Origin of the sequence: Aliifodinibius sp. S!AR15-10 (assembly GCF_031569985.1) — a bacterium.
Taxonomy (GTDB): Bacteria; Bacteroidota; Rhodothermia; order Balneolales; family Balneolaceae; genus JAMQKA01.
The window spans coordinates 83409-100878 of sequence record NZ_JAMQKA010000019.1 but is presented as its reverse complement, the minus strand read 5'-3'; the positions used below and the strand labels follow the sequence as shown (position 1 = coordinate 100878).

The window sequence follows — 17470 nt, the reverse complement described above, 5'->3', positions numbered from 1 at the left end:
ACGATTTTCTTCGCTGAGTTGGGTGTATTCTTGCATAAGCAACACGAATATAACCCGCTTGGCCGAAGACCTCAGGGGCGCGCCCCTGAGGTCTTCCTACGTGTTGCACTTATTACTTGAACTCAGGAATGATTTTCACTTATTATGCATTACTCTTTACTTATCACGTATCACGCCTTTCCACAACCGCCAATGTGCAGCGAGAACTACACACAAGTTTCCCGTCCTCCGTTTCAATCCGTACCTCCCAAACCTGGATACTTTTGCCCCTGTGAACCGGCGTTGCTATCCCCAAAACATGACCACTTCCTTTCCTGACGCTGCGAATATGGTTGGCATTGATTTCCACTCCCACTGCCGTTTTTGAATCATCTACATTCAGCCAGGCCCCAATTGAGGCCAGGGTTTCCGCAAGCGTAACAGAAGCCCCTCCATGTAAAATGCCAAACGGCTGTACGGTGCGTTCATCCACTGGCATTGTAGCCGTTACTTCGTCGCGCTTGAAAGATTCGAAAGAAATGCCAAGCATATCACCCATATTGGCTTCGGTATTATTTAAGAACAGGTCTACTTTTTCTTTAAGATCATCGTCTATAAACATAGTCAGAAGAGGAAGTTATGATTGAGCTTGGCTATATGAGTCAACATCTTTTATTCACGTAATAATTGACACAGTGAATTATTAGGAAAATATAGGGATTCATATTATTGCTTTTAAAATTTAAACTTTCTTATAACTTATGTTAGTAGGGGTTGAAGTTTAAATAAAACTTACGTCTATGGGATATGAGCCAACCACCATTTTGCACCTTATCGATGAGGGCTTGAACCGGAACGAAACAGATGTCTTAATTTCGACAAAACGTCAGGGAGAGTGGATTAATACGAGCCCGGGGAAGTTTAGGGAGAAAGTCAGGCATCTGGCCTATGGCTTGTATGAGTTGGGGATCCGGCGGGGTGACCGTGTGAGCATCCATTCTGAAAACAGTGCCGAGTGGCTTATTTGCGACCAGGCGATCCTTTCGCTGGGTGCAGTTAATGTGCCCATTTACACTACACAGGCCGGGGAGCAGATCAAATATATCCTGGAGAATTCCGATACCAAGGCACACATCGTCTCCAATGACGAGCTTTTTGCCGAAACCAAGCCGATGATTAAAAGCATAGGGAATGTTGATGCCATTATTTCAATCCTGGGATCAAAGCATCAAAAGTTGAAGTCGTTTGATGCCGTTCTTGAACTTGGAAAAAAGCGTGCGGAGAAGGATCCCGATCTGCTGGAGAAACTTCGTTCAGAAATTAAGCCGGGAGACTTGGCAACACTTATTTATACTTCTGGTACCACTGGTCAACCCAAAGGCGTTATGCTCAGCCATGACAACATCGCCTCCAATGTTCTGGCGTCGGTGGAGCGTATCCCTTTTGAAAAGAATCCGGAGATTGGTCAGCGGATGCTTTCGTACCTGCCGTTGTCTCATGTTTTTGAGCGGCTCATCACCTATATGTACCTGTATATGGGATACCCGATCCATTATATCGAAGATATCAACGAGATACGGGACGATTTCGAGTATGTAAAACCCTATTTCTTTGCCACCATCCCGCGGCTGCTGGAAAAAATACACACCGGCATAAAAGTGAGGGGACAGGAGTTTAGTGGTCTTAAAAAGCAGATCTATTACTGGGCGATCAAACGAGCCGAAAAATATGATCCCGAGCATCCCCCGCGCGGCATTAACAAGATGATGCACAACCTGGCCGATAAGCTGGTGTATTCCAAAATACGAGAGCTTTTTGGTGGCCGTCTGCTTGGGGTGATCAGTGGCGGTGCGGCCCTTTCCCCCAATATTTTCCAGTTTATGAATGGAATCGGCATTTATTGTGGACAGGGATATGGGCTGACGGAGTCTTCACCCGTTATATCTGTAACAGATCCCGATCATATGCGCATTGGCTCTTCGGGGCGACCGCTGAGCAATGTGGAAGTGAAAATTGCCGATGATGGGGAAGTGTTGGCAAAAGGTCCCAATATTATGCAGGGCTATTTCCAAAATGAGGAACAAACCGATGAAACCCTGACCGATGACGGGTGGCTAAAAACCGGTGATATAGGGAAACTTGAAGATGGGTACCTGTTTATCACAGATCGTAAGAAATCAGTTTTCAAACTGTCTACCGGAAAGTATGTGGCCCCTCAGCCCATTGAGACCGGGCTCATCAACAGCGGGTATATAGATCAAGCCGTCGTACTGGGATATCAGCATAAATTTTGTTCTGCGTTAATTGTCCCCAGTTTTGACAATATTGAAAAACGGTTAAAAAGCCGGGGCGTAGAAATTCCCGATGATCTTAGTGAGGCTCCTGAAGTTCGTGAAATTATCCAGCAGGAGGTAGACAAAGTGAACAGGGATTTTTCAGAATGGGAGCGGGTCAAAAAGTTCGTCTTGCTAAAAGAGCCCCTTACGGTGGATAAGGGCGAACTGACGCCTACGCACAAGGTAAAGCGATCGGTGGTCAACGAACGATATGCAGATGAGATCAATTCCATGTATCGCGAGTCAGAAACGATTGAAGATTCCTAATGAGGTTTATCAGAATTGTCAATCGATTCCCACTATTCACAAGTCACCTATTACCCAAAAGGAAATAAAGATCTATGAGTCACAAAAGATTTGCTATTCAGAAAGTTGCCGTGTTGGGATCAGGAACCATGGGAAGCCAAATTGCCGCACATTGTGTGAATGCGGGTTTAGAAGTACTTCTTCTTGATCTGAAAAGTGAAGATGGTGATCCTGATCAAATAGCTAAAGAGAGTATAAAGAAACTGGGTGACATGAACCCCGCGCCTCTTGCTCTTCCGGAATATGCCGAGCATATAACGCCGGGAAATTTTGAGGATGATTTCGACAAGCTGAGCAAAGTTGACTGGATTTGTGAAGCTATCGTCGAAAAGATGGAGGTCAAGAAAGATATGATGGCCCGGCTGGACCAGGCCCGTTCGGGCAACACGATCGTGAGTTCCAATACGTCCGGGCTCCCAATAGGAGAAATCAGTAAAGACTGCTCAGAGGAGTTTCAAAAGCATTTCCTGGGTACGCACTTTTTTAATCCACCGCGATACATGAAGCTGCTGGAAGTTATTCCCACTGGAAATACTTCTGGTGAGGTGGTGGATTTTATGAGCCGCTTTTGTGAAAAGACGCTGGGAAAAGGGGTGGTGCATTGCAAAGATACGCCCAATTTTATCGCCAACCGCATCGGCATTTTTTCGATGGCCAGCATTATGCCATGGTTTTTTGATGGCAGCTTCCGCGCTGAGGAGATCGACTTCCTGACCGGTACGCTTACCGGCTATTCAAAGGCAGCAACATTTCGAACTGCAGATATGTCTGGACTGGACATTATCCATCATGTAGCTAATAATCTCTACCCGGCCATCCCCGACGATGAACGGCGTGAGGTATTCCAGTTGCCTGAATCATTCCAGAAGATGGTGGGGGAAGGGAAACATGGCAACAAGGCAGGGGAAGGGTTCTACAAGAAGGTGCAGACCGAATCCGGCAAAGAATATAAAGTGATTGACCCGGATTCCCATGAATATGAATCACAGATCGACCCGGAATTTGAAAGCACAACCCATGCCAAAAAGGAATTCAAAACACTGGGAGAGCGTCTTAAGTTTTTGGTTAACCAAGATGATAAGGTTGGACAGTTTCTATGGGAAATCCACTGTGACCTGCTACTCTATTCGGCTAACCGTATCCCGGAAATTACGGACTCCCTGGAAGCCATAGATAACGCAATGAAATGGGGTTTTAACTGGGAGCTGGGGCCCTTCGAGCGCTGGGACGCGATCGGGGTTCGAGAGTCCGTGGAGCGGATGCAGGAAGAAGGGCTTGAAGTGCCGGAATCTGTTTTGGAGCTGCTGGAGTCGGGGCGGGAACAGTTTTATGACAACGATGCGGGCACTGTCTATAACTTGGCAACAGGCAAAGTGGAACCGTTGAATCCCCCGGCCGAAGGGGCACTACAGGTTGCTCATCTAAAATCAGAAAACAAGGAAGTTTTTGGCAACAAAAGTGCGGGTCTCTATGACATGGGCGATGGCATAGCGTTGTTCGAATTCCGCACCAAGCAGTGCACGCTTGGATTTGAGCTCATGGAAACGCTGGCGGAATCGTGCGATAAAGTAAAACAGGATTTTGAAGCCCTCGTCATTGGACACGATGGAGATAATTTTACCTATGGGGCCAACCTCTTGGAAGCGATGCAGCTCTGGCAGCAGGGGGACAAGGAAGCAGTACGAGAAGGGGCGAAAAGCTTCCAGGAAACAGCTGTGGGATTGCGATACCAGCCATTCCCCGTGGTAGTGGCCCCGTTTGGACGGTCATTGGGGGGCGGTATGGAATTAGTGCTCCACGCTGACAGTGTCGTAGCGCATCACGAACTTTACGGGGGACTCGTTGAGGTGGGCGTCGGTTTAATTCCGGCTGGCGGGGGCACCAAAGAGATGCTTCGGCGCGCTATGCAGCGCGTGACTGAAGAGGACCGTTCTGATCCCATTCCTTATATCAAAGAGGTTTTCAAAACGATGGGAATGGCCAAAGTTTCTCCCAGTGCGGCTAAGGCAAGGGAATACGGCTACCTGAAAGAATCCAATGCTGTGGTGATGAATCGTGATCTGCTGCTGGCTGCGGCTAAGGAGGAGGCCCGGACGCTGGCTGACCATGGCTATCGACCACCATTCCGCCCAAAAATAAAAGTAATGGGCCGTGAAGGTCTGAGTGCCCTTAAACTAATGCTATATATCATGCATGAATCCGGTTTTATCACTGATTATGACAAAGTAGTGGCCGAGAAGCTGGCGTGGGTGATGAGCGGGGGCGATCTGAGTGAGCCACAGGAGGTACAGGAGGAATATATTCTCAAGTTGGAGCGTGAAATTTTCATGGAACTACTCGAAGATGAACGAACTCATGCTCGCATTGAGCATATGTTGAAGAAGGGAAAACCGCTTAGGAATTAGTTATCCACAGAGAGTATTAAGTATAAAGTAGATAGTATGAAGTATTCAGGTAAAAAAAGATTTGAGATATTTTGTAAGGATTTGCTGAATTGATGATCTAATTAGTAAGTAATAATGCAAATAAGATTACTTACTATGAATAATTTTAGAGATTTGAACGTATGGCAAAAAGCTGTGGAATTGGCGACAAAGATTTATCAGGCAACTGATCACTTTCCGAAAACAGAAAATTATGGATTGACTTCTCAAATACGAGGAAGTGCAATTTCAATAAGTTCGAATATTGCTGAAGGTGCTGGTAGACGATCACATAAAGAGTTTCGACAATTTTTAGATGTCGCTACAGGTTCTTGTTATGAACTTGAAACACAGTTAACAATTTCGAACAATCTAGGTTATATCGATCAGGAGTTATTTCTAACGCTCAAAAAGTCATTGATTGAGATCCAAAAAATAATATATGCCCTAATCAACTCATTAGAAGCTTAATCTTACTACCTTCTACTTTCTATTAAATTCCAATTCTCTAAATCATGAAAGATGTTGTAATTGTTGCCGCCGCACGAACTCCTACTGGAAAAGCCAATAAGGGATCACTGCGCTTCACTTATCCCGATACGCTGGGAGGCGAAGTTATAAAGTCGCTTTTGCAGCGGGCTCCGTCCCTCAAACCCAAAATGGTTGATGACGTCATTATGGGATGCGCTTTCCCAGAGGCCTCACAGGGAATGAATGTGGCACGACAGTGTTCGCTGCTGGGAGGACTTCCACCGTCCGTGCCAGCTGCAACGGTCAACCGGTTTTGCTCTTCAGGGCTCCAAACCATTGCCCAGGCTGCCGAACGAATTATGGCGGGCAATGCGGATGCGATCATAGCAGGCGGTGTGGAGACAATGTCGATGGTACCGATGGGGGGGAACACCCTGCGCCCGAATCCTGAGTTGGTGGAAAATTACCCGGAAGTCTACATTAGCATGGGACTTACGGCAGAGAATGTAGCAGAGAAATATGGTATCAGTCGTGAGGACCAAGATGCTTTTGCTTACCGAAGCCATAAGCGTGCTGTGGAAGCGTGGGATGAAAACCGTTTTAAAGGACAGATTGTGCCTGTTGAAGTGACCGAAAAAATGGTCACGGCTGATGGAGAGATGCAGGAAAATAGTTTCCGGTTCGAGGTCGATGAGGGACCGCGCAAAGATACCTCGGAAGAAATTCTGGCGAAATTAAAGCCGGTATTCAAGCAGGGAGGAACGGTGACGGCGGGAAACTCGTCCCAGATGAATGATGCGGCTGCTGGGGTAATCGTGATGAGCCGGGAAAAAGCCGAAGAACTGGAGCTGAAACCGATGGCACGATTTGTTGGCTTTGCTGTCGCCGGCGTCCCACCTGAGATTATGGGCATCGGGCCGGTAGAGGCGATCCCAAAAGTGCTGAAGCAAACCGGTCTGAATAAAAATGATATCGACCTGATTGAGCTTAATGAGGCGTTTGCGTCGCAGTCACTAGCCGTAATAAGAGAGTTAGACCTGGATCCCGAAATTGTAAACGTCAACGGTGGTGCCATTGCCATGGGACACCCTCTGGGCTGTACGGGCGCTAAACTTAGCACACAGATATTGCACGAAATGAAGCGGCGCGGGTCCCGCTACGGCATGGTTACGATGTGTGTAGGCGGAGGAATGGGAGCCGCAGGAATTTTTGAAAATATTGATTGATTTATTGAAATACTGATTATCAATTAGACTATTCGGGCAATACAGCTGACCCCAAGTCCAGAAAATCCTTGCAGCGAATTGTATAGAATCTCTCAGCATTGAAAAGCGATTTGGGTTTAAGTAGCAAAGAGAGAACAATATCTGGAGAGGCATATGTATACGAGAAGATAATACTCATAATATCTTTGAAAGGTAGTTCTATTTAAGGGAGCGCCACAATTTCAACATCCTCAATGCGATGGCCCAGAAACCGCTCAGCCAGCTCATGAAAACGTTGCGGCCGATCACTAACGTAGCACTCGAAGCGCCCTGCCGCTTCATCATTAAGCAAATCCAGTTTATCAAGTTCTTTCTTTGCCATTTCAGCTATTGACAAAGCAGAGTCCACAATCTCAATTTTGGGATCATGCAGCACCTTTTTGATCGTCTCCTTGAACAGGGGATAATGTGTGCAACCCAAAATCAGGCTGTCGATATCGCTGCCCTCAAATTTTTGCAGGTAGGTTTGAAGCGTCTGTTTGGCAATGTCGTTGTCAATCCACCCCTCCTCGGCCAACGGCACCAGCAGGGGGCAGGCCGCTGACGTAATGGTGATGCTGCCGTTATACTCCCGGATGGCCGTTTCATAGGCACCGGACCCAACAGTTGCCAGCGTACCTATCACGCCGATGTGGATATGTTTGTGTTTCATGGCTGCACGGGTCCCGGCAGTGATTACATCCAGCACCGGTATGTCGCCGGCCGCTTTTTGCACCTCTTTTTTTGCCGATGCTGAAACCGTATTACAGGCGATGAGGATCATCTTTACATTACGTTCCAGCAAAAAATTGGTGATCTGGAGTGCATAATTACGCACCGTTTCTTCTGATTTTATGCCATATGGTACCCGGGCTGTGTCACCAAAATAGATGATATTTTCATGGGGAAGGGCTTCACGCACCGCTTTAACTACGGTTAGTCCGCCAATGCCGGAATCAAAAATGCCGATGGGAGCCGATTTTTTACTCATGCAGATCGTTTTGAAACTATAATTCTGAGACAGGGCAAAGTATTGAACAAAGGGTTATTGAACAAGGGAATAATAGAACACGGATGACTTGGATTCAGCGGATTATCGCAGATATTATTTCACATTTGTCGAGCTAAAACAACTATTTCCTTGAACGTACGATCACTACCATTTGTACTGTTGTAAGCTTCGAAAAGGATGATATAGATTCCAATTCTATTCCTGTTGCCCTCATCGGTTTTGCCATCCCACTGCAGGGAACCTTCATATCCAGCTTGTTTACCATCGGCCAATTTACGGATCAATCGGCCATAGCGATCAAAAATGCGGACTTTCAGCAGGTAATCGGGCTGGTCCAGTTTGTAGTTAATAAAAAGGTTGTCTTCATATCCATCTCCATCAGGTGAAAACGGGTTGGGATCAAAGCTTATTCCGATCTCTTGGGGTCTGTTCGCAGGTGTTTGGAAAATCGAATTTTTCCTGCCGGGTGTTCCGCCTTTTTCAGCCGTGCTGGAACTCCAGTTTGAGGCATCTCCACTCGGTCCGTTTGGATTAATTCGCTCCAACGCTATCCCTTTAGTATCCATAATATTTGGATTATGCCAGCCCCGGCTGTAATAAACGGAATCGATAGTGACTCCGGTGCTGTCGGCCAGGTAGATCGCATCATTTTCAGAGGCGAGGCTCAACGTGCCGCGATTAATTCGCACGGTGCGTGTTGAATTCAAATCATTTAGTTCAAAAAAAGTAGCTACTTTACTGTTCACAAATTCAGCAGTTTCATCCTCTGCATACACCAGCAGGTGACCGCCGGCAGGCAAAAATTTGGAAGTCGAGTTTACAGGAACCAGGGTTCTTGTCTCCCCGTGTTCATCCGGGGCGTCATGCAGCTGAAAACCTTCCAGTGAGATGGCACGGTCGCTGGTATTACGGAGTTCGATATATTCGCTTTGATCGGGCTGATTGTCATCTGACTTACTTAGCGGATTGTACATAATTTCATTGATTACCACGTCTCCTGGTTTTACAGGTTGAGCTACAGGGATTGAAGCAGAGGAGGTTGTGTTACCTTTGACATCCGTCAGGTTTTGGATAGCGATAGTTATGGATTTTTCCTTTTTAGATTTCGTGGACGGGGGCTGCAATAAAATTTTGTTCGCCTGGGTTGTATCAAATCCTGCAATTTTCAGCTTAGCCCCATCCATTGAAAAAGAAAGATCTTGCGTTAGTTGAATAAATTCATTGAAGCGAACCTCGAGCAGTCCATCAAGGTGTCGCGTAGAAAAGATGACACCAGGCGGCGTTTCGTCAGGACTGAAGCTGTGATTTTTTGATCCCGCACTAACTCCACTATCTGAATTACTACTTGTCCAGTTGGAGCCGTCATTGGATGCCGCATCCGGATCTTTCCGTTCTATTGAGATGCCATCGCTGCCGCCCCAGTGTTCGGAATAATGAAGGGAGTCTACGGTAATTCGTGATCCAGACTTAACATAAACAGCATCTTCATCATCATTCAGGGAGGGAAAAGAAGGAATAAAGTATCCGTTGGATTTCTTTGAAGCCAGCTTCTCGTTACCAGTAAGCAAAATATAACTACCTGATTTAAGATCAATGTCTCCGGGTATGTCAATGAGCTCGGTAGCGTCACCAAATCTCCATCCAGACAGGTCAAAATTTTTGGAGCTGCGGTTAAACAGTTCTACAAACTCCGGACCGGTTGAACTGGAGCGTTGATACAGAATTTCGTTAATGATAATATCCCCGGGCCGGACTTTCGAATATTTCAGGTATTCCCTGGATATGGAAACCGGTCCCATACGGTTACCAAAAATATCCTCCAGATTTTTGATGGTAATTTGATAGTTGGTACCTGACTGCAGACTCTCTGTCAAATACAGCGTTATGGTGTCCTGGACCGCCGAAATAAGCTGAATATCTACCGAAGGAGTAATAGAAAAGTTGGCTTCATTTGTGGCACTATAGCGGTTTATCATTTCTGAGAATATTATTTTTATTCTCGATGAATCCAGTATCTCCAGGGTAACGACTTCGGGTGGTGTCTTGTCCGGACCAATAGCATTGGCTGAGCCGGGAGTGGGCTGACTCGGCGCTTTAGCCCAGTTGGCTTGAAATTTGGCTGACACCGAAGTTGATCTGCGTTCCAGAGAGCTCCCTTCACCACTCCAGTCGGCAGTATATTCAAGGGAGTCAATGAGTTGACCATCCGAGCTGTGTATTACAATCTCGTCACCGCTGTTATTGAGCGAAGAAAAACGGCTACCGATGGTGAGCAGATTTAGATCCGGGAATGATGTAAGCAGTGTGCTGTCGGGTGCGATGACGGCAAAGGAGTCGGGCGGAATGATGAATTGGGATTGAGTCAAAATCTTTGGACGCCCTGTGTTGTCGTTGAACGTCCATCCCTGAAGATCGAACGATTTTTGGGTAGGATTATGCAGCTCCACAAATTCGGTCATCCCTTCTGAGGGGTCAAAGGCAAATTCATTGATGAAAACGTCCCCGGAGTCGGCTTTAGAAATACTGTAATAGGTGAAATTGATATTTTGTGGATCACTGGTATTCCCGAATAGATCCTCGAGGCCGTGGTAGGTCACTCGGTAACGTTCTGCGTTTTCTAATGTCGGCCGAAGATAGAGCCTGACGGTATCTGGTGCATTGAAATCGACTGATGAGATCGAAAGGCTATTCGAAAGCTCATAATTTTCCAGAGCAGTTGCCGAAGGGGAGGTGATTCGTTCGTCGAAAACCAGTTGAAGCAGAGATTGGGATAAGATTTCATATGAATCCAGTTTCGGTGGCATCTTATCTGTAGAAATCTCGTTTGGCTGGCCCGGCGTACCAAGTTCGTTTGGAGCATTCCCCCAGTTTTCAGAATACATACCCGGAAGTGAGGTCGAGCGTCGTTCCAGTGCGACTTCACCACTACCCCAGAAGGAAGAGTATTGCAGGGAATCCAGGAGTACGCCGTTGGCATCCCGAATAACAATGTCATCTCCCCCATTATTAAGCGACGGGAAATTATTACCCATAACTACTAAGCTGAAATCATTATCAGAATCGATTAGACTGCTGTCAGGAGCGATAACAACAAATGAGTCAGGAGGCAGTACATATTGTGAATAAGTTATTTTTTCACGAGTGCCGGTATTATCATTGAGTGTCCAGTTTTGCAGGTTCAGGGATTTTTCCGTTGGATTATATAGTTCAATATATTCGGTAAAACCATCCGGCGGATCCGCCATAAACTCATTGATGAAAATATCTCCTGAATCGGGCTCTGATATCTCGTAGTAGGTAAAGTCTATCTTATCGGAGGCTATTGTATTCCCAAAAATATCCTCCACATTGTGGATTTTGAGGATATAATCGCTAGCATTATTTAATCTGGAATCGAGGATGAGTTTTGCTGTGTCCGGCTCAGAAATTTTTACACTGCTAATCGGAATTCCATTAAGCGAAAAGTGATCAGGATTGGTGGCTGACCTAATCTTTATACGTTCATTAAATATTACCCACAGCGTCTGGCTGTCGATAATCTCATAGTCTGAAATGGAAGGTGGGGTAGTATCACCGGAAATTTTATTTTCCCGGCCGGGTGTTCCGCCGGAAGGACTGGGAGAGTTGCCCCAGTTTTCTGGATAGGTGGAGGATACGGTCGGTGAACGTCGTTCCAGGGCAACGTTTTCTCCACCCCAGCCGGGTTGATAAAAGAGTGAATCAACAAGCGCATCGTCGGTCTTGTATATCCGTATTGCATCACCGGAGCTGTTATTAAGTGTGGGGAAGCTGCTCATCTCAACATAATTTAGATCCCCAAATGTGTTCAAGAGTGCCGAAGTATCAGGCGAAATTACTATCTTTTCACCTGCATTCAGGATCAGCGTATCGCTACCTATAGTGGCTGGAGTATTAGCATCGCCCAGTTGCCAGCCTGTCAGGTTAAACCGCTTGCCACTTGTGTTTTTTAATTCTACATATTCGGCAAGGCCGATCGGGTGGTCGTACATAAATTCATTGATCACGATGTCGCCGTTTACATATTGATCGAAAAGGGAGAAGCTGATTGTAGAATTCTCCTGTAAGTTTGTGCCAGATCGATCACTTACCTCACGTACACTAAGCGTATAGTCCCCACTTGGAATCGCAGAACTGTATTTCAAAGTGACAGCGTTATTTTGCACTGAAATACTGTTTGGGCTTCCGATATTGTTATTTATCGACATATCGGAGCTTTGTACTGTGGTGGGATCTAAATCGCCAGTAAAAGAGACCCGTAGTTCCTTGTTGGTAATCACCTCAATCGTGGAGAGTTCAATCGGCGCTTTGCTGATGCTTATGTCATCAAAGAAAAACTTGTCGGCACGTGTGGAGGTATATTCGGGTTTGAATCCAAAATAGGATGATGAGGTATGGGTATTATCAACGCCTGTTGCTTCTTGCTTGGGAATCGATTCGTATCCTTCCGCCACCGATAGTGTCCACTTGCCATCGGAATTGCGATTAACGGTGACTTGGTACTCACCACCACTGCTTACATTGGTCGTGCCCGTAATAACTGTTTCTGCTTCGGTGCCGTCGTCATATCGCACGACCTTGAAAATGTCGTCGCTGCCCGACTCCCCTGCCACTAGTGCGTACCCGGTCACCTCCCCGGAAAGATCAGGCTTGTCACTCGTGAGAAACACGGTAATGTTATTTGAACCGGAAAGAGAAAAGTCAAAGCGGAGGAAGAAGCTCCATGTGCCATAAGCAGCGGATGAGGGGGTCCCCAAATAGGTAGTGCCGGAATCCCCGGCATTAAGCTGAAGGGTGTTATTGCCACTTATGTCAGTAATGGTAAAACTCCCCGTATCTCCATTCCAAACCGGTGAACTGGTCAAATCACCATCACTGAAGTTTTCATCGATCAACAAGGTTTGGGAAATGCATTTACTGGGAATAAAAAATGCCAAAAGGATAGGTAGTGAAGATAAAATGTATTTCATGAGAACTCTCCTGATTTTGTATCTCCTGAAATTGATATGATGAATATTACAGATAGATAAAAAATAAGGTGAAGAGGCTATCAACCTCTTCACCCCGGAAGGACATTGAATGTGCTCTCTCATTCAACGGCTTGTTGAGTTATCTTCACCCTTATAGACCGGTGAAAATCGAATTCCTTACAAACTTTTTTAATTTTTTTTCAAAGTGGGATTATGGCCTGTAAACCACATTTTTTTGGGGTTATCTATAGAATATTTACCAATTTTTGTTAGCTTAATCGGTGCCAGTTGTTCGCAATTGTGCGAGGACTGAGAGTTGAGTTTGAAATTAAAAGATTTGTCTAATGCCATTTAAAGCGAAAGCGGTACAGTTTGAGATATCAAATGTGAATCATGGGTTGCAGACCGCCAGCGGATTGCTGAAACTTGTGGGAGAGCAGCTGGTGCTAGAGTTCCAGTTGAAAGATGCTTTTTTCGAAGTGTTTAAGTCGGACGTAGAGGAGATCACAATACCACTGCGAGAGCTTCAGTCGGTAGAGTTGAAAAAAGGATGGTTTAGTTCGAAAATTATACTTGAAGCTCGTTCATTGCGTGTTTTCGATGAAATCCCGGGCACGGAGGGTGGAGAGTGCAAGTTGAAGATCAAGCGGAAGGACAGGAAAGACGCTGAGAACCTGGTCTCCAAAATTCGCCTCACCATGTCAGAGATGAAGCTCAAAGATCTTGATGATGAACATTGATAAAATAGAACGCGGATGACACAGGTCAAGCAGATTGGGACGGATGAATAGTTAATCCTTTTGGTCATCCGCCCAATCAACGCCATCCGCGTTCCATGAAATTTAATTTAAGTAACCTTTCTCAGCCAGTAGTTCAGCATTCAATATTGCACCACCGGCGGCACCACGGATCGTGTTGTGCGCCAGCGCGATGTACGAGATATCAAACACGGAACCTTCTCGCAGGCGACCCATCCCCAGCTGCATCCCATTTTCACGTGTGGAGTGCAGGCGTGGTTGTGGATGGCGTTCTTCTTCATAGATCTTGACCGGTTGCTTGGGAGCAAAAGGCAGATCCAGGTCAGCAATCGGGCTCTTCCAGCTTTCGATCGCTTCCTGAACGTCAGAAATATCGCCCGGCTTTTCTTCCAGCTTTACGGCAACTGAAAGCAGGTGTCCCTCAACCGTTGGGATACGAACAGCGGTGGACTGCACGCCAAAGCTGGCGTTCGTAACCGTGCCGTCGCTGTTAAGTGCTCCCAGGAGCTTCAGGGGCTCGGTGTGAATTTTGTCTTCTTCTCCACCGATATAGGGAACCGCATTGCCCAGGATGTCGAGGCTGGGGACGCCGGGATAGCCCGCACCGGAAACAGCCTGCATGGAGGTTACTACAACCGATTCAATGCCGAATGCATCATAAATAGGTCGTAGTGACATGGAGAGCGGCACGCACACGCAGTTCGGGTTTGTGACAATCCAGCCGCTTCCGTCTTCGGTGAAATCCTGCGATTTGATCATCTCAATATGATCTGGGTTTACTTCCGGAACCAGCAGCGGAACGGAGTCAAACATCCGGTGGTTCTTTGCGTTTGAAATTACCGGGATGCCTGCCTTGGCAAACGCCTGTTCAATGTCGAGCGCTACGGAAGAATCTAGCCCGGAAAAGACGAAATCAACGTCCTCAAAATGCCCAGGTTCACATGTAGTAACCGTCAGTTTGGCAACCTTCTCGGGCAGTTCTATATCCTCAATCCAGTGAGCGGCCTGTTTATAGGTCTTTTCGGCCGAACGTTTAGAAGCACCCAGGGCTTTGATGGTGAACCAGGGATGATTTTGAAGTAAACGGATGAACTTTTGTCCGACAGCGCCGGTTGCGCCAAGAATTCCTACATTGAAACTGTGCATTGTTTTTTTTGATTTCTGTTTGGTTAAAAAGTTATTAACACCTGCCTGCCGGCTGTAGGGGTCTATACCGTGCCGGAAAGCAGGCGGCAGGGAATATCGGAATTAAAAAACTAGAATTCATTAATTAAACGTACTTTTTTTATCTTTGGCATCGATGAATCTCAATCCCAATTAATTTTTGTATACGTTAATGTCAGTTACCGAACTTGATAGTCTGGATAAAATTGTTTCGTTGGCCAAAGCCCGTGGCCTGATTTTTCAATCTTCTGAAATTTATGGCGGACTCGGGGCCGTCTACGATTACGGGCCGCTCGGTGTGGAACTGAAACGCAATATCCGCGATGTCTGGTGGAAAGAGATGACCCAGAAGCACGATAACATCGTGGGAGTGGATGCGGCGATTTTTATGCATCCCAAAGTGTGGGAAGCCAGTGGGCACGTTTCCGGCTTCAACGATCCGATGATCGATGACAAGCAGTCGAAGAAGCGCTACCGGGCTGATATGCTGATTGAAGGCCATATTGCCAAGTTGCGCAGCAATGGGAAAGCCGACCAAGCTGATGAACTCCAGGAGCTGCTGGATACAGCGGGGAGTCGCAATGGACTGTGTGAGGATCTCCACAAAATCATTATCGACAACGAAATTCGTGCGCCCGAATCCGGGGCGTTTGACTGGACCGATGTGCGCCAGTTCAACCTGATGTTCAAAACGCAGTTTGGCGCGGTCTCTTCCGGGGATGGCGACGATGGCGTATACCTGCGACCCGAAACCGCCCAGGGTATTTTTGTGAACTTCAAGAACGTGATGGATACCGCCCGCCAGCAGGTACCGTTCGGTATTGCACAAACCGGGAAGGCATTTCGAAATGAAGTGGTAGCGCGGCAGTTTGTGTTCCGCATGCGCGAGTTTGAGCAGATGGAGATGCAGTATTTTGTAGAGCCCGGCACCGATGAGGAAGAATATGAGAAGTGGCTTGAGAAACGAATGGAGTGGCACAAGAGCCTGGGTATTCGCCCATCCAAATTACGGGCCGAGCCGCACCCAGAAGACAAACTGGCCCATTACGCGGAAGCGGCGGCTGATATTCAGTATGAATACCCGATCGGGTGGCAGGAGGTGGAAGGCGTCCATAACCGTACCGATTTTGATCTCTCCCAGCACCAGGAGTATTCCGGGAAAAAACTGGAGTATTATGACCAGGCCAAACAGAAACGCTATATTCCGTATGTAATCGAGACCTCCGTTGGACTTGATCGTACGGTCATGATGGTACTCTGCGACGCCTACCGCGAGGAGGAAGTAGACGGGGACACGCGAACCGTCCTCAAAATGCATCCAAAGCTCGCACCCCGAAAAGTGGGAATTTTCCCTCTAATCAAGAAGGATAAGCTGATCGATCTGGCCAAAAAGATCGAAGCTGATCTCCGAGAAGATTTTGCTGTGCTTTACGATGAGTCGGGTTCAATCGGGAAACGCTATCGGCGACAGGATGAGGCGGGAACGCCGTTCTGTGTCACCGTTGATTTCGACGGTGTAGAGTCCGAGGGCGAAGATACGGTCACGATCCGCTATCGCGATGACATGACGCAGGATCGCGTGCCGGTAAGTCGCCTGAAAGAGGTGATCAGTGATAAAATGAGTGACTGGAGGCCGGAAGAGTAGCGATAAATAGCTTGCAGACTCCGAGACCTTGGGTAATACAAGTCAGACGTTTTGCAGAAGATCACTTCCTGGTTTGCTGGTGACAGCAAGAGACGCATTCTTATTTATATTGTCCCGGTGGTGCTGGTATACCTGGTGTGGCTGGGGTGGATGACGGCCGAGAGCTGGTGGCATCTTTTTCTCACCGAATGGTATATGACCATTACGATGGTGTTTGGGTCATTTATTGCCGGCGCCAGCTCGGAGGGAGGAGGAGCTATAGCCTACCCGGTGATGACCCTGATGTTCGAGATCGATCCTTCCGTTGCTCGCAATTTTAGTCTGGCTATTCAGAGCATCGGGATGACGGCGGCCGCTCTTTGGATTGTGGCAAAAAAGATTCCCATTGAGAAAACGTATCTCTGGGTCGTGGCGTCGGGTGGAACAATTGGTATCATATTCGGGACTTATTTCATTGCTCCATATGTCGTACCATCCTATGCCAAAATGATGTTCGTCTCTTTTTGGCTGAGTTATGGAATCGCCCTATTCTTCATCAATCACATTCGTCAGCGCGATTCTGTGGAATCCCTGCCTGTGTTAAGCTCATCTCAAAAGATGGAGCTTGTCGCAATAGGTTTCGTGGGGGGCATACTGAGTGCAATCCTCGGTAACGGAATTGACATCTGTTCATTTGCCTTTGTCACGCTCAAATACCGCCTGTCAGAAAAAATAGCGACGCCGACTTCTGTCATACTTATGGCGATGAATGCCGTAGTGGGGGTATTGTTGCATGGTTTTGTTCTACAAGATATGCAGGTGGAAGCGATCAACTTCTGGATGGTCAGTATCCCCGTTGTTGTGCTGGGAGCACCTTTTGGGGCTTATGTTATTAGCAAGATAAACAGGCTGTATATCGCTGTGTTGCTCTATATCATATTGGTGGTACAGTTCGTTAGCGCAATCCTGATTATTCGTCCAACGGGACCGCTCATCATATTCTCATTCGCGGTTTTTGGTTCAGGACTTGTACTGTTTTTCTGGCTGACAAACTATGGTAATAAAAAGGGCAGGGGATCAGTTATTCGCCGACGTAATGAACAGGAATTTGAGGAGGAGAAGAAAAGTGTAAAAAAGTAAAGGGCGTACCATCAGATGGTACGCC

Annotated in this window: 11 protein-coding genes; 7 read left to right on the top strand and 4 right to left on the bottom strand. The window is 46.9% G+C overall.

The genetic code is table 11. The features are described from left to right. Positions 1 to 163: 163 nt before the first annotated feature. Positions 164 to 601, bottom strand: a complete 438-nt coding sequence (locus NC796_RS13885) for a hotdog fold thioesterase (protein WP_310685216.1) — start codon at positions 599 to 601, stop codon at positions 164 to 166. A gap of 178 nt (positions 602 to 779) precedes the next feature. On the opposite strand from NC796_RS13885, the gene NC796_RS13880 reads away from it, so the two are divergent. The 4 genes from NC796_RS13880 (at position 780) to NC796_RS13865 (ending at position 6741) form a co-directional block, all read left to right on the top strand. Then, on the top strand, positions 780 to 2582 hold the full coding sequence (locus tag NC796_RS13880; RefSeq protein ID WP_310685215.1) for a long-chain fatty acid--CoA ligase: 1803 nt from the start codon (positions 780 to 782) through the stop codon (positions 2580 to 2582). Between the two features lie 74 nt (positions 2583 to 2656). Next, positions 2657 to 5026, top strand: coding sequence for a 3-hydroxyacyl-CoA dehydrogenase/enoyl-CoA hydratase family protein (locus NC796_RS13875; protein ID WP_310685214.1), 2370 nt, complete (start codon positions 2657 to 2659; stop codon positions 5024 to 5026). A gap of 135 nt (positions 5027 to 5161) precedes the next feature. After that, positions 5162 to 5515, top strand: coding sequence for a four helix bundle protein (locus tag NC796_RS13870; protein ID WP_310685213.1), 354 nt, complete (start codon positions 5162 to 5164; stop codon positions 5513 to 5515). Between the two features lie 44 nt (positions 5516 to 5559). Then, on the top strand, positions 5560 to 6741 hold the full coding sequence (locus NC796_RS13865) for an acetyl-CoA C-acyltransferase (protein WP_310685212.1): 1182 nt from the start codon (positions 5560 to 5562) through the stop codon (positions 6739 to 6741). Positions 6742 to 6943: 202 nt separating this feature from the next. Here the strand turns inward: NC796_RS13865 and murI are convergent, their stop codons facing one another. Further along, positions 6944 to 7750 (bottom strand): glutamate racemase, encoded by an 807-nt coding sequence (gene murI / locus NC796_RS13860; protein WP_310685211.1) that lies wholly within the window; start codon positions 7748 to 7750, stop codon positions 6944 to 6946. Between the two features lie 119 nt (positions 7751 to 7869). Further along, the gene (locus tag NC796_RS13855) at positions 7870 to 12759 is read right to left on the bottom strand and encodes a lamin tail domain-containing protein (RefSeq protein ID WP_310685209.1); all 4890 of its coding nucleotides are present in this window, start codon (positions 12757 to 12759) and stop codon (positions 7870 to 7872) included. Positions 12760 to 13103: 344 nt separating this feature from the next. On the opposite strand from NC796_RS13855, the gene NC796_RS13850 reads away from it, so the two are divergent. Next, positions 13104 to 13499, top strand: coding sequence for a hypothetical protein (locus NC796_RS13850; RefSeq protein WP_310685207.1), 396 nt, complete (start codon positions 13104 to 13106; stop codon positions 13497 to 13499). Positions 13500 to 13601: 102 nt separating this feature from the next. Here NC796_RS13850 and asd read toward each other — a convergent pair whose 3' ends face one another. Then, the gene (asd, locus tag NC796_RS13845; RefSeq protein WP_310685206.1) at positions 13602 to 14663 is read right to left on the bottom strand and encodes an aspartate-semialdehyde dehydrogenase; all 1062 of its coding nucleotides are present in this window, start codon (positions 14661 to 14663) and stop codon (positions 13602 to 13604) included. 190 nt (positions 14664 to 14853) lie between these two features. Between asd and NC796_RS13840 the strand changes: the two genes are divergently transcribed. Both NC796_RS13840 and NC796_RS13835 read left to right on the top strand, forming a co-directional pair. Continuing rightward, positions 14854 to 16326 carry a glycine--tRNA ligase gene (locus NC796_RS13840; RefSeq protein WP_310685204.1) on the top strand — a complete coding sequence of 491 codons (1473 nt, stop codon included), beginning with the start codon at positions 14854 to 14856 and terminating at the stop codon, positions 16324 to 16326. 51 nt (positions 16327 to 16377) lie between these two features. Then, complete coding sequence (locus NC796_RS13835) at positions 16378 to 17445, top strand: sulfite exporter TauE/SafE family protein (protein ID WP_310685203.1); 1068 nt, start codon at positions 16378 to 16380, stop codon at positions 17443 to 17445. Positions 17446 to 17470 lie beyond the last annotated feature (25 nt).

Coding starts and splice junctions, on each gene's coding strand:
- NC796_RS13885 (WP_310685216.1), bottom strand. CDS start 601: ATGTTTATAGACGATGATCTTAAAGAAAAAGTAGACCTGTTCTTAAAT.
- NC796_RS13880 (WP_310685215.1), top strand. CDS start 780: ATGGGATATGAGCCAACCACCATTTTGCACCTTATCGATGAGGGCTTG.
- NC796_RS13865 (WP_310685212.1), top strand. CDS start 5,560: ATGAAAGATGTTGTAATTGTTGCCGCCGCACGAACTCCTACTGGAAAA.
- NC796_RS13855 (WP_310685209.1), bottom strand. CDS start 12,759: ATGAAATACATTTTATCTTCACTACCTATCCTTTTGGCATTTTTTATT.
- murI (WP_310685211.1), bottom strand. CDS start 7,750: ATGAGTAAAAAATCGGCTCCCATCGGCATTTTTGATTCCGGCATTGGC.
- NC796_RS13870 (WP_310685213.1), top strand. CDS start 5,162: ATGAATAATTTTAGAGATTTGAACGTATGGCAAAAAGCTGTGGAATTG.
- NC796_RS13840 (WP_310685204.1), top strand. CDS start 14,854: ATGTCAGTTACCGAACTTGATAGTCTGGATAAAATTGTTTCGTTGGCC.
- NC796_RS13850 (WP_310685207.1), top strand. CDS start 13,104: ATGCCATTTAAAGCGAAAGCGGTACAGTTTGAGATATCAAATGTGAAT.
- NC796_RS13875 (WP_310685214.1), top strand. CDS start 2,657: ATGAGTCACAAAAGATTTGCTATTCAGAAAGTTGCCGTGTTGGGATCA.
- asd (WP_310685206.1), bottom strand. CDS start 14,663: ATGCACAGTTTCAATGTAGGAATTCTTGGCGCAACCGGCGCTGTCGGA.